9 protein-coding genes are annotated in these 13534 nt (G+C 66.3%); 4 read left to right on the forward strand and 5 right to left on the reverse strand.

From position 1 onward, the window contains the following. Positions 1-138: 138 nt before the first annotated feature. Positions 139-570 carry a hypothetical protein gene (locus tag RX327_RS19025; protein ID WP_317251129.1) on the reverse strand — a complete coding sequence of 144 codons (432 nt, stop codon included), beginning with the start codon at positions 568-570 and terminating at the stop codon, positions 139-141. 163 nt (positions 571-733) lie between these two features. Here RX327_RS19025 and RX327_RS19030 point away from each other — a divergent pair, with 163 nt between their 5' ends. Both RX327_RS19030 and RX327_RS19035 read left to right on the forward strand, forming a co-directional pair. Continuing rightward, positions 734-1609, forward strand: coding sequence for a DUF6502 family protein (locus RX327_RS19030; protein WP_050386551.1), 876 nt, complete (start codon positions 734-736; stop codon positions 1607-1609). Next, the gene (locus RX327_RS19035; protein ID WP_317251130.1) at positions 1606-2850 is read left to right on the forward strand and encodes a DUF5666 domain-containing protein; all 1245 of its coding nucleotides are present in this window, start codon (positions 1606-1608) and stop codon (positions 2848-2850) included. The genes RX327_RS19030 and RX327_RS19035 overlap by 4 nt, the downstream gene beginning before the upstream one ends. Before the next feature lie 69 nt (positions 2851-2919). On the opposite strand, the gene RX327_RS19040 is transcribed toward RX327_RS19035, so the two are convergent. Both RX327_RS19040 and RX327_RS19045 read right to left on the reverse strand, forming a co-directional pair. Further along, complete coding sequence (locus RX327_RS19040; protein WP_317251131.1) at positions 2920-4275, reverse strand: peptidoglycan DD-metalloendopeptidase family protein; 1356 nt, start codon at positions 4273-4275, stop codon at positions 2920-2922. A 100-nt stretch (positions 4276-4375) separates the two neighbouring features. Next, positions 4376-5089 (reverse strand): peroxiredoxin, encoded by a 714-nt coding sequence (locus RX327_RS19045; RefSeq protein ID WP_167350427.1) that lies wholly within the window; start codon positions 5087-5089, stop codon positions 4376-4378. A gap of 227 nt (positions 5090-5316) precedes the next feature. On the opposite strand from RX327_RS19045, the gene RX327_RS19050 reads away from it, so the two are divergent. Next, entirely contained in the window at positions 5317-9018 is a 3702-nt protein-coding gene (locus tag RX327_RS19050; protein WP_317251132.1) for a DUF3971 domain-containing protein, read from the forward strand. Positions 9019-9692: 674 nt separating this feature from the next. On the opposite strand, the gene RX327_RS19055 is transcribed toward RX327_RS19050, so the two are convergent. Both RX327_RS19055 and tyrS read right to left on the reverse strand, forming a co-directional pair. Further along, positions 9693-10940: an MFS transporter gene (locus RX327_RS19055; protein ID WP_317251133.1), complete on the reverse strand. Its 1248-nt coding sequence runs from the start codon at positions 10938-10940 to the stop codon at positions 9693-9695. 56 nt (positions 10941-10996) lie between these two features. Beyond that, positions 10997-12247, reverse strand: a complete 1251-nt coding sequence (tyrS, locus tag RX327_RS19060) for a tyrosine--tRNA ligase (RefSeq protein ID WP_317251134.1) — start codon at positions 12245-12247, stop codon at positions 10997-10999. 152 nt (positions 12248-12399) lie between these two features. Here tyrS and RX327_RS19065 point away from each other — a divergent pair, with 152 nt between their 5' ends. Beyond that, positions 12400-13503 carry an anhydro-N-acetylmuramic acid kinase gene (locus RX327_RS19065; RefSeq protein WP_317251135.1) on the forward strand — a complete coding sequence of 368 codons (1104 nt, stop codon included), beginning with the start codon at positions 12400-12402 and terminating at the stop codon, positions 13501-13503. The last annotated feature ends 31 nt before the right edge of the window (positions 13504-13534 follow it).

Genomic DNA, 13534 nt, shown 5'->3' on the forward strand with positions numbered 1-13534 from the left:
AGTCTCCGCGAGCTCAGCTATCACCGCAGATGCAGAGACAGCCCCTCACCCAACCCTCTCCCCGTAAGAACGGGGAGAGGGAGCGCAGCACCATTGCGCTCGCCATTCGACCGAATCTCATCTTGCTCTAGCGGAGCGTCAGGCCGGCTCGGCGGTGCTGCGTTCGACCGGCTGCAACTGGCGCCTGATCGCGGCGATGTCGAAATGAATCCGCTCGGGCAGCATTGCCGCTGCCGGGCGCTGCAGATCCTGCTCGATCACGACGCGCTTGCCGCCGTCGGACGTCAGCGCAATCGAGATCGATTGTGCGCGTGGCTCGGCGCGGAGGCCCGCATGCGCGCGGCAGGCATATTCGCCGGCGCGCAGGCCGCCGAAACCGAAGGCGAGCAGGCGGCCGTAGATGTAGAGCGCGAGCAGGTCGGTTTCGTCGAAGCGGCGCGGCGATCCGGGCGCAACGCCCGGCAGACAGGGATAGCCGCCAGCCATCACCGTCGACACGAACTCCTCAAAGGGAACCTGGGCGATCCGGCAGGCTTCCGCGATCGCAAGGTCGAATTGGGCAGACGTCATGGAGCGGTCCGTGGCGATGGCGGCAGTACCGGACTCCGTGGCACCCGCTGGCGAGCACGCGGAATTGTGTCCGGAGGTGATTTTGTTTCCCATAAGTGGGAAAATATCACACGTCAAGTGAGGTGGGATTGTGTCCCACGGCGCGGACGGCTAAAAGTTAGGCATGAATGCCAAGGCCCCGAAGTCGAAGGTGGGATCGTCCGCGCCGATCGCCGCAGCGAAGCTGCATGCGCCGCTGGCGCGCATGCTGCGCCCGCTGGTGCGGCTCTGCATCCGCGGCGGCATGACGTTCCCGGCGCTGACCCAGCTGCTGCGCGAGCTCTATGTCAACGTCGCCGAGCACGACTTCGCGCTCGAGGGCAAGGAGCAGACCGACAGCCGCGTCAGCCTGCTGACCGGCATCCACCGCAAGGAGGTGGCACGGCTGCGCGGCGCCGGCGCACCGGTCAATGCGGTGCCGGCGACGCTGTCGCGCACCAGCGCGATCATCGCGCGCTGGCTGGCGGCGCCCGAGTTCACCGATGCCAAGGGCGATCCGCTGCCGTTGCCGCGCACCGCCGACGGCGGCGCGCCGTCGTTCGAGACGCTGGTCGAATCGATCACCAAGGATGTGCGGCCGCGCGCGGTGCTGGACGAATGGCTCGACCGCAAGCTCGTCACCATCAATGACGACGACGAGATCATGCTGGTCGAGGAGGCCTTCGTGCCGCATGGCGACGACGATCGCAAATGGCACTATCTCGGCCGCAACCTGCACGACCATGTCGCGGCCGCCGAGCTCAACGTGTCCTCGGCCGCGCCGCGCTTCCTCGAACGCGCGGTGCATTACGACGGGCTGTCGGCGAAGCTGGCGAAACGGCTCGAGGGGCGCTCGCGCGAGCTGGCGATGGAGGCGCTCAAGGTCGCCAACCGTGAGGCCAACCGCGCGCTCGCAAAAGACAAGGGCGGCGACTATCGCTGGAATTTCGGCATCTACATCTATCGCGAGGGTCCGGATGGTCCAGTGGATGACGATGCCGACGAAGGCGGTGCAGGGTGAAGCGCCCGCCGGTCATTTCGCGCCGCGCGCTGCTTATCGGCTTCTGGCTCGCCGGAACGTCGCTCGCGGGCGCGCAGGTCAAGAAGCGCGGCAACGATCAGGGCATCGGCGGCACCGGCATCACCGGTTCCGATCAGGGCATCGGTGGCACCGGCATCGTCGGGGTGATCCAGCGGTTCGGCTCGATCTATGTCAATGGCGAGCGCGTCGCCTATGCACCCGACGTGCCGGTCAGAATCGACGGCGAGGCGGCGAGCGCCAAGGCGCTGCGGATCGGACAGCTCGCACGCGTGGTGGCGCAGCGTGATGCCGGCGGCACGCTGTCGACCAAACGCATCGATGTGACCAGCGAGGTGACCGGGCCGGTCGAGCAAATGAAGCCGGGCGGGCTGACGGTGCTCGGCCAGACGGTCGCCTGGACCGGACGCGAGAGCTGGCTGAAGGTGGGCGCGCATGTCGCCGTGTTCGGGCTGCGTCGCACCGACGGCGTCGTCGTCGCAAGTCTGGTGCAGGAGCGCCATGACGCCGCCGCGCGCGTCGCAGGGCCACTCGAGCGTGACCGTGCCGGCGTCTTGCGGATCGGCGAGCTCAAGCTCGCCGGCGTCGACCCGGCGCTGGCCGGTCAGCGCGTGCAGGCCGAGGGACACGTCGCGCAGGGCGTAATGCAGGTGTCGCGCAGCCGCGCCGACGACTTCTCCGATCTCGCGGGCGCGAACCGGCTGCTGATCGAGGCCTATGTGCGGCGGGTCGGCAACGACCTGCAACTCGGCTCTGGTTTCGTCGCGCGCGACCATTCGCGGTTTTCGCCGGCGGCCGATACGCGCGTCGTCGTCAACGCGCAGTTGTCGGGCCCGCGCGAGCTGCGCGTCGAATCGGTGCAGTCGGTCGGCAAGTTCCCGGGCTCGTCGGTGAAGAGCCCGGGCGCGCCGGGCCGTGGCCCCGGCGGCGGATCCGGACCCGGGCATGGAGCGGGACCTGGCGGCCCGGGCGGCCGCGGTGCGCCTGGTGGCGGCGGTCCAGGTGGCGGCCCCAGCGGGGCGCCGTCCGGCATGCCCGGCGGCAGCCCGCCAGGCGGTGGGCCCGCGCCTGATCCGCTGAGCGGTGGAACGACCGGCCCCGGCGGCTTCGGACCGCCAGGTGGGCCGTTCGGTCCTGGCGGCGGTGGCGGTGGTCCGTTCGGGCCCGGCGGCGGATTCGGTGGCGGCGGACCGCCCGGCGGCATGGGCGGCGGCCGCCGCTGAAACCACAAACGCGATCGGCGCAAGCAGACTGCTTGCGCCGATGTTCAGATCGATCGTTGTGCGATTGAGCTAGCCGGCGCTGAGCCGGACGCCGGCGCGGAGGAATTTCTGCGGGTCGACCGCTTCGCCCTCAATGCGGGTCTCGTAATGCAGATGCGGACCGGTGGAGCGACCGGTCGAGCCGACCAGACCCACGACCTGGCCGATCTTCACGATCTCGCCGACCTTGACGTTGATCTCTGAGAGATGGCCGTAGCGGGTCGACAGCCCGTTGCCGTGGTCGACCTCGACCATGCGGCCATAGCCGCCGGACCAGCCCGCCGAGACCACCTTGCCGTTGGCGGTGACACGAACGGGATCGCCGGAGGCGGCGCGGAAGTCGAGCCCGGTATGCATCGCGGGCCGGCCGAGGAAAGGATCGCTGCGCACGCCGAAGCCGCTGGTGAACTCGACTTCACCGACCACGGGCTTGCGGTAAGGCACCAGCGCCAGCGTCTGGTTCAGTCGCTGCATCTGTGCCCGGTTGATGTTGATGCGATAGAGCTGGCGTTCGAACGCGCCGGCGTCGGCAGAGAGTTTCACGGGGACAAAGGGTCCACCCATGCCGGAGCGCGGCGTCGCCGCCTCGAGCTGCGCCATGTTGAGGCCGAGATCGGAGATCACGCCGCGCATCCGGCGCACCTTGGAATCGATGCTGTCCTCGACCGAGGCGAGCGCGGCAACCTGGCGTCGCTCGACCTGGTCAAGCGAGGTCTGCAGGCGGACCAGCACGTTGTCGACGCCCTGGGCCTTGGCGAACTGGTTCGGCTGCGTCTTGGCGATCAGCGGCGCGCGCGATTCGAGGCGCGCTTCGCGGTCCGGCGGCGCCACGAAGATGACGGTGTCGCTGATCGGTGAGGGTTTCAGCGTACCTGAGGACGGCGCCGCCTCGGCGCGGCCCTGCGGCTTGATCGATCCGGTGGTCGTAACATCAGCCATCGCGCCGAGTGCGGTGGCGCGCGATTCCAGCGTCGACTGCCGCTTCATGATCTGGTCGAGCTTCTGGTCGAACTGCTCCTGGTCGAGCAATTGGCGGCTGGTGGCGCGGTCGACCTTGGCACGCAGCTCGGCGATGCGGTCCTCATAGGCATATTGCATCTCGGCCTGGCGGGCGATCAGCCGGGTCAGAACGTCGTCACGGAACGCAAAATAGGTGGCCGTCGCGGCCGACCACAGCCCGAGCAGCACCACGGTGCCGACCACGATCCAGAATACCACAGGGCCAAAGCGGACCTGCTTGCCGGCATGGACGATGGTATAGCCCTCGCCGGAGGCCGCCACCGCCGCGGCGGCAGGTGCGGGGTGATGGGCTGCCGGACGGCGCGCCGGCGTCCGGCCATGGTCCTGCGGATGATGGTGTTTGTGGTGACCGGACCGGCTCGACATCGGCACTCCCGCGGCCGGTCGGACCAAGCTCCGGACGGCTTATTTGCGGGGCCGATTTGAGCCCGTCATGGTTAATTTTCAGGAAACGGAACCCGTCCCGTCAGAGCGCCCGGGCCGCCTCCAATACCATTTCGGCGTGGCCGTCGACCTTCACATGACGCCAGATGCGGGCGATTTTTCCACCGGAATCGACCAGAACCGTCGTGCGAATAATTCCCATGAAGGTCCTGCCATACATGGATTTTTCGCCCCAGGCGCCATACGCCTCCAGCATCTGGTGGGCCGGATCGGAGACCAGCGGCACCGAGAGCTGGTGTTTGTTTCGAAATGACTCCTGCGCCTTAACCGTGTCGGCGGAAATGCCGACCACTTCGGTCCCTGCAGCGGCGAACGCGCTTTTGAGCCGGGTGAAATCGATCGCCTCCCTGGTGCAGCCGGGGGTGTCGGCGCGGGGGTAGAAGAACAGCACCAGCTTCTTGCCGGCAAAATCCTTCAGCGAAACGCTGTCCCCGCCGTCGCGCGGCAGGTTGAAGGCCGGTGCAGTGGCGCCCTCGGCAAGTGTGACGGCGGACGAACTGGTCACGGTTGCGGCCGGCTCTCGCTTTAACGGTTTGGATGCCGCCTTCTGCGAGGCTTTGCTTCGAACACCCGCTGCGGTCGCCCTGGTCGTTTTCTTGGCCGCTGCCTTCTTCGCAACCGCTGTGCGGGTTTTCGTCGCGGACTTCCCAGTGCTTGCGCTTGCGGCGCGCGCAACCTTTGTTGCGACCCGCTTCCCGGTTGTGTTGGAGGATTTCTTGCGCGTTTTCTTGTACATACGCCTTCCTTTCGTCGCTTTCCGAAGCTCAACCATTGGGGTATTGCGGTCTTATTGGCGGCGGCCGGATTCGCACCGGCCGCTGGGCAAGTTTGATGGCCACGGAGTATGGTGACAAGGAATTCGACGCGTGACCCGTCCGCTTGCTGAATTGGCTTTTGATTGGTTGGTTTGGTCCGCTCTGGGGGCCATCGGCGAGTAACATGATTAGGCGAGGATAGGCGGCGATGCCGGCACAGGAGCGCTCGATACGTATCGACGGGCGCCCCGATGGCGGCGATCAGCTTCGCCGTCAGCACCGAGAGGCAATGGCAAGGAACACGTCGCCGCAGGGTCCAAATCCGCGCGCCGGGGCTGACTTCTCGCAATGGGAAGACGACGCTGCGTGGGACGAGCAGGATGAGGCGGCGGGCAACCGTGCGCGGCAATTGCTGGCGCGTTCCAACACCAACCTGCATCGCTTCACCGATTTCTGCTCCGGCATGCAGCGCTGGCTGAACGGCGAGCGCTGGATCCGTCGCATCGGACTGGTCCTCGTGGTGCTGGTCGCGATGTTCGCGACCTGTTTCGGCGCGCTGTGGTGGCGGCTCGGCGCCGGTCCCATCAATCTGGACATCGCAACGCCATGGCTGGCAGCCGCGATCGAGGACAACATCGGCCACGGCAACACGGTTGAGATCGGCGGCACCCAGATCGAGCGCGCGGGCCGGGTCAGGATCGCGGTGCGCATCCGCGACATCATCGTCCGCGACCGCGACCATGCGGTGGTTGCGAGCGCGCCGAAGGCCGAAGTGCGCCTGTCGGGAACCGCGCTCTTGATGGGGCACCTGCGCGCCGAAAGCCTCAATCTCGTCGATGCCGAGCTCGCGATCCGCATCGCGCCCGATGGCACCGTCACCGTGTCGGCCGGCGACACCGCGAAGCCGCTGGCGACCGGCGTCGCGTCCAAGCGGGAGGCGGGGATGCCGCCGACATTTCCGCGTCCGACACCCGCAGCACCGCCGCCGCCGGTTACCTCGCCGCCAGCTGCCGCCGAGCCCTCGGCGTCGCCCAATTCGGCCCAGAGCGGGCTGCTCGCCGGCCTCGACTGGCTCGACAGTCTGAGCATGACCGGCCTCGACGGCCAGAACCTCAACGAGATCGGCCTCAAGAACGGCAACCTGGTCGTCGACGATCAGCAGCGCGGCAGCAAATGGTCGTTCGAGAACATCACGCTCAGCCTGCGCCGGCCGAGCCGCGGCGGCGTCGCGCTCAGCCTCGGCGAGGAGGGCGCGAAACCCTGGTCGGTGCGCGTGCTGGTCGGACCGCAGCAGAATGGCGTGCGCTCGGTCGACATCAAGGCCGACAAGGTTTCCTCCCGGAACATCCTGCTCGCGCTCCGGACCAAGGATCTGACCTACACCGCCGACCTGCCGCTGACCGGCGAACTCAAGGGCGAACTCGGCCGCGACGGCGTGCCGACCTTCTTCCGCGGCAAGATCGCCGTCGGCGCCGGCAACATCATCGACACCGACACGCCCGACTATCCGATGGCCATCGACTCGGCCGAGATCAGCGTGGAATGGGATTCGGGGCGGCGCGTGCTGCTGGCGCCGATCAAGGTCATCTCGGGCGCCAACCGCATCACGCTGCTCGGCCATCTCGAGCCGCCGAACGACAACGTCACCGACTGGCAGGCCGGCCTGTCGGGCGGCACCATCGTGCTGGCCGGCGCCGACAAGAACGAACCGCCGTTGATCTTCAATCGCATCAACATCGGCTTCCGGTTCGACACCGACAAGAAGCGCGTGCTGCTGACGCAGGCCGACATCAGCAATGGCGAGATCGGCGTCGCCGGCACCGGTGCCATCGACTATTCCGGCGAGCCGCGGCTGACGCTGGGCTTTGCGGGAACGCCGATGTCGGCCTCAGCCCTGAAGCGGATGTGGCCGGTCATCATCGTGCCCGAGGTACGCGAATGGGTGCTCGAGCGGATCGACCGCGGCACGCTCCAGCGTATCGATGTCGGCGTCAATTCGCCGGTGCACAACCTGTCGCGCAAGGGACCGCCGATCCCGGATGACGGCCTCTCGGTCAACATTGTCGCCTCGGGTGTCACGGTGCGTCCGGTGGATCAGATGCCCGCGGTGCATGACGCGGATCTGAAGGCCAGAGTGACCGGCCGCACCGCGACCGTGACCATCAACCAGGGCATTGCCGACACGCCGGCGGGCCGCAAAATCACGCTATCGGACTTCACCTTTGAGGTGCCGGACATGGCGCCGAAGCCGTCGCCGTCCAAGGTCAAGTTCCGGGTCGACTGTCCGGTGCCGGCCGCCGCCGAAATCCTCGCCTCCGACCGGCTCAGCGATCTCTCCGGTCCGCCGATCGATCCCAACGCCAGCAAGGGCAACGTCACCGCGACGATCAATCTCGGCATGCCCGTGAAGGGCGAGCTGACCAAGGCCGATACGCTCTACTCGGTCACCGCCGACATCTCCGGCGTTGCCGTCGACAAGCTGGTGATGAACCAGAAGCTCGAAGCCAACACGCTGAAGGTGATCGCCAGCAATGCCGGCTATCAGGTCAAGGGCGACGTCAAGATCAACGGCCAGGCGGCCTCGCTCGATTATCGCAAGCCGGCCGAGGGCGACGCGGACGTCCGATTGCAGGCGACGCTGGACGATGCCAGCCGCGCGCGCCTGGGATTCGATCTCGGTCCCGCGGTCTCGGGCGCGATCCCGATCAAGCTGAGCGGCAAGATCGGCAGCGGCGACAACCCCACCACCAAGATGGGCGTCGAAGCCGACCTGACCCAGCTCAAGCTCGACAACATCCTGCCGGGCTGGGTCAAGGCGCAGGGCCGGGCCGGCAAGGCGACCTTCAACGTGGTGCCGAAGGGGCAATCGACCAGGTTCGAGGACATCTCGATCGACGGCGCCGGCGTGTCGATCAAGGGCGCGCTCGAGGTCGACCAGAACGGCGACCTCATGAATGCCTACTTCCCGACCTACGCGCCGTCGGAAGGCGACAAGACATCGCTGCGGGCCGATCGCGGTCCCGACGGCGTGATCAAGGTGACCATGCGCGGCGACGTGTTCGACGGCCGCGGTTTCCTGAAGTCGGCGATCTCAGGCCGCGACGGCGATCCCAAGAGCAAGACCAGGACCACCGATTTCGATGTCGATCTGAAACTCGGCGCGGTCGCAGGATTCAACGGCGAAGCGCTGCGCAGCGTCGACGCCAAGGTCTCGCGCCGCAACGGGTTCTTCAAGGCGTTCACGCTGAGCGGCAAGGTCGGCCGCGACACCCCCGTCACGGTCGATATGCGCGGACGCCAGCAGGGCCGCGAGGTGATCTATCTGCAGACCAGCGACGCCGGTGCGTTCCTGCGCTTCATCGACACCTATTCGAAGGTGGTCGGCGGCCAGCTTACGCTCGCGATGGAGCCGCCGATCCCTGAGCCAAGCCCAAGGGAGGGGCTCATCAATATCACCGGCTTCTCGGTGAAGGGCGAAACCCAGCTCGATCGCGCCGTTGCCGGCGGGCCGGTCAGCACCCAGAACGGCATCGGGTTCGACGCGCTGCGCGCCGAATTCACGCGCCAGAGCGGCCAGCTGTCGATCCGCAACGGTGTGGTCAAGGGACCGACCATCGGCGCGACCATCGAAGGCAGGATCGACTATCCCGGCAACCAGGTGTGCATGAGCGGCACCTTCGTGCCGATGTACGGCGTCAACAACATCTTCGGCCAGATCCCGTTGTTCGGCATCTTCCTCGGCGGCGGCAACAACGAGGGACTGATCGGCGTGACCTACGAGGTCGTCGGCACCCCGGCGGCCCCGGTGATGCGCGTCAATCCGATCTCGGCGATGGCGCCCGGCCTGTTCCGGAAGATCTTCGAGTTCAAGCAGTACGGCCCGAACGATCTGCCGACGACGAACAACTAGAACGCTCGCTCATCGACGCCTGCTTTCAAGGTCGGTCGAGATCGCGCGCTGACGCGCGGCGGCGGGTTCCTGTCCGCATTCATCCGAGGCTGCGACCAAGTCCGAGCGACCCGCCGTCCGGATGACGTTCGCGCAGGAACCTTGCCCTGTCTGGGATGTTGGAGAGCAATTCAACAACTCAGGAGGAACTCTCATGAGAGCCCTGTTATTGGCTGGTATACTGGCGGTCGCCGGTTTCGCTATGGCCACGCCGATCTCCATTGTACCCGCGTCAGCTCAGGTTGCCGTTGATACTCCGCTCGGCGGCGTAAGAGTTGGCCCGGAGCCCCGTTACTACCGAGACTACGATCGACCCGCTTATCGCGCCTACGGGTATGATCGCGGATATCGCGGATGCCGCACCGTCACGATCGAGCGTGACGACGGATCGGTCCGGAGAGTTCGTCGCTGCGGCTAACAGTACCGGACCAGAGGATCGACTTCCGGGCTTAGAAGGCCGCTCGAGTCGGTTCTCGCAATCAAGGAATTGGAGCCATCGACTAGGGCCGCCGCTGTTGGCGGCCTGTTTCATTTCGCGAATGCCGCCTGTCGGCCCAAAGGCGTTGGCCCAAGGCCGGCATGCGTTCATGTCGGATTCCACATCGCCTCCGCAGGGCAAGCGGACGCGTCCGAGCTCACCGCCGCAGCGCCGGCACCACCAGGAACGGGATCAAGCCGAGCACCACATTGACCAGCGCGAAGGCGATCAGCGGATTGTAGCTGTGGGTCCAGTCGTGGATCAGACCGCCGCCCCATGAGCCTAGCCCCGATCCAAGACCACTGCCGATCATGATCGTGCCGAAGATGGTGCCGACGCGCTTGCCGCGAAAGATCTTCATCGCGGTGGCGGTGATCAGCGGCCCGCGGGAGCCCATCATGCTGCCGAAGCAGACGACGAAACCGGTGAGCAGGATGACGTTCGGATAGTACTGCAGCAGCCAGAGCAGAACGATGCCGAGGATCGAGATCGCGTAGCTGAGCAGCACCGACGGCCGGCGTCCGATCAGTCCGTCGAGCGCGGAGACGCCGAGCATGCCGAACACCAGCACGACGCCAGAGAAGCCCCAGGCGGTTGCCGCCTGCAGCGGCGGGAAGCCGACATCGATCAGATAGGCGACGATCTGCGCGGTCAGCGCATACATCGCGATCGCGGTGAAGAAGAAGGTGGAGAACAGCGCCCAGAAGGCGTGGTGGCGCATCGCGCTGAGCAGCGTCCAGCCTTCGTCGGCCAAGCTGCTTTCCGCCTTCCTGACGATATGCGGCGAACCGCCGGCGAGCAGCCGCCACGGCAGAAAGACCAGCGGAACAAGCAGGCAGAGCGCGCCGATGCCGAACATCTGATACGCCTCGCGCCAGCCGATCCGGTCGATCAAGACCTGCGACAGCGGCAACAGCAGCAAGAGGCCGGCGCCGGTCGCCGAATAGACCACCGCCATGGCGGTCGGCAGCCGCGGTCCGAACCAGCGGCCGAGCAGGATCGAGTTGGGCACATTGCCGATGAGCGCGGTGCCGAAACCGACGCAGAGGCCGACGCTGAGCTGGAATTGCCAGAGCGCTTGCGCGCGCGAGGCGACGAGGAAGGCGCAACCGAGCAGCGACAGGCCCAGCGCATAGACCACGCGCGGACCCGAGCGGTCGAACAGGCGTCCGACCAGTGGCGCGGTCAGGCCGCTGGCGAGCCAGGTCAGCGAGTAGACCGACACCACAGCGGCGCGATCCCAGCCGAAATTTTCCGAGATCGGTTTCAGGAAAACGGTGAAGCTGTCGCTAAGGCCGCGCCCAAGCACCGACAGCACGAAGCAGAGCGCGAGCACGTTCAGCGCGATGCGGGACTGCTTCGCCGGCGTGGCAAGCGTGTCGTCCGGAGGCGTGGTCTGGTCCATCGGAAAGATGGGAGCGCGCTTTCCGCACTCCCGACAACCGACAAATGCGAATGCGCCTATGCAGGCTTCAACAGGACGTGGCGCTTCTTGCCGAGCGACAGTTTCACCACGCCTTCCGGCGTGAGATTGGTCGAAGTCAGCAGCATCTTCTCATCGGTCACGGCTGCATCGTTGACGCGAAGGCCGCCGCCCTTGATCTGCCGGCGCGCTTCGCCGTTGGAAGCGACGAGCTCGGCCTTGACGAAGGCGACCAGCACGCCGACGCCGGCTTCAAATTCGCCACGCGGAATTTCCACCGTCGGCAGACTTTCGGCGAGCGCGCCTTCCTCGAAGGTGCGGCGCGCGGTCTCCGCCGCCTCGTTCGCGGCATCGCGGCCATGCAGCAGCGCAGTTGCCTCGGTCGCGAGCACCTTCTTGGCCTCGTTGATCTCGCCGCCGAGCGCCTCGAGCTTCTTGATCTCGGCGATCGGCAGCGTCGTGAACAGCTTCAGGAACTTGCCGACGTCGGCGTCCTCGGTGTTGCGCCAATACTGCCAGAAGTCATAGGGCGAGAACTGGTCGGCATTGAGCCACACCGCGCCTTGCGCGGTCTTGCCCATCTTGGCGCCCGACGCTGTCGTCAGCAGCGGCGTCGTCAGCGCGAACAGCTGGTGGGTGCCCATGCGGCGGCCGAGATCGACGCCCATGATGATGTTGCCCCACTGGTCCGAGCCGCCCATCTGCAAGCGGCAGCCGGTGCGCTTGGCCAGCTCGACGAAGTCGTAGGCCTGGCAGACCATGTAGTTGAACTCGATGAAGCTCATCTCCTGCTCGCGCTCGAGACGCAGCCGCACGGAGTCCATGGTCAGCATGCGGTTGACCGAGAAGTGCCGGCCGACATCGCGCAGCATCTCGATCCAGTTCAGCCTGGTCAGCCACTCCGCATTGTCGAGCATGATGGCGTCGGAAGGCCCCTCGCCATAATGCAGCACCTTTGCGAACACGCCGCGGATCGATTCCTTGTTGGCCTCGATCTCGGCGACGGTCCGCATCGCGCGCGTCTCGTCCTTGCCGGAGGGGTCGCCCACCATGGTGGTACCGCCGCCCATCAGCGTGATCGGCTTGTTGCCGGACTGCTGGAGCCAGTGCAGCATCATCATGGTCAGGTAATTGCCGATGTGCAGCGAGCGGGCGGTGCAATCGTAGCCGACATAGGCGATGGCCTCGCCCTTGGCGGCGAGCGCATCCAACCCCTCGAAATCGGAGCACTGGTGGATGAATCCTCGTTCCTGCAGGATATTGAGGAAATCCGATTTAAATGCAGTCATCTGTCGGCGTGCCTGACAATTCTTGGTTTACTGTTTTTGCATCTATTTGCGGAACCTTGATGCTTGAGGCTGCCGCAGGCGGACGTGCAGTGGCATTATAGGATGTACTTGTTTGAGACAAGCCGGGGGTTCCCGGCTGGGGCGCTTCCAGCATGATGTTGACGGCACTCGGTCTGATGAGCGGCACCTCGCTGGACGGGGTGGATGTCGCGCTGATCGAAACCGACGGCCGTCAGATCAAGGCCTTCGGGCCCTCGGGCTATCGGCCTTATACCGAAGGCGAGCGCAGCCTGCTGCGCCAGGCGCTGACTGAGGCGGTCCACCTGTCGCGGCGCGACGCCCGGCCGGGGATTTTGCGGCAGGCCGAGCAGGCCGTCACCACGGCCCATGCCGAGGCGGTCGCCAGCTTCACGGCTCAGCACCGGATCTCGGCCCAGGATATCGACATCGTCGGCTTCCATGGTCAGACGGTGCTGCACCGGCCCGAGAAGCGGCTGACGGTGCAGATCGGCGATGGGCCGGCACTGGCCAGGGCGATCCATATTCCCGTCATGTATGATTTCCGCGCGGCCGACGTCGAGGCCGGCGGGCAGGGCGCGCCTTTCGTGCCGGTCTACCACCGGGCGCTGGTCCAATCGCTGCAGCGCGAGGGGCCGATCGTCGTGGTCAATATCGGCGGCGTCTCCAACGTTACCTATATCGACGGCAACGAGGCGCTGATTGCCTGTGACACCGGCCCGGGCAATGCGCTGCTGGACGATTTCATGTACCGTCAGATGCATCAGCCGTTCGACACCGCCGGCAAGTTCGCCGCGCTGGGCAGGCCCGACGAAGCCTGGATTGCGCGGGCGCTGGAGCTGCCGTTCTTTGCGCTGCCGCCGCCGAAATCGCTCGACCGCAACGATTTTGCCGCCCTGAGGCTCGGCGACGTCGCTCCGGCCGACGGTGCCGCGACGCTGACCGCCTTCACCGCGGCGGCGATCGCCCGCATCGTGCCGCTGCTGCCGAAACGGCCGAAAAACTGGATCATCTGCGGCGGTGGCGCCTCCAACCTCACAATGCTGCGGATGCTGCGCGAGCGCCTGGCGCCGGCGACCGTCGAGCCGGCCGAGGCGCTCGGCTGGGCGGCGGATGCGATCGAGGCGCAGGCGTTCGGCTTCCTTGCCGCGCGCGGCATGAAGGGCCTGCCGTTGAGCTACCCCGCCACCACGGGAGTGCCGATCCCGATGACAGGGGGCATTATCGCGCGACCGTGATTTAGATGCAAATGCATCTACCTTGACAGTT

This window comes from Bradyrhizobium sp. BEA-2-5 (assembly GCF_032918025.1).
Lineage (GTDB): Bacteria > Pseudomonadota > Alphaproteobacteria > Rhizobiales > Xanthobacteraceae > Bradyrhizobium > Bradyrhizobium pachyrhizi.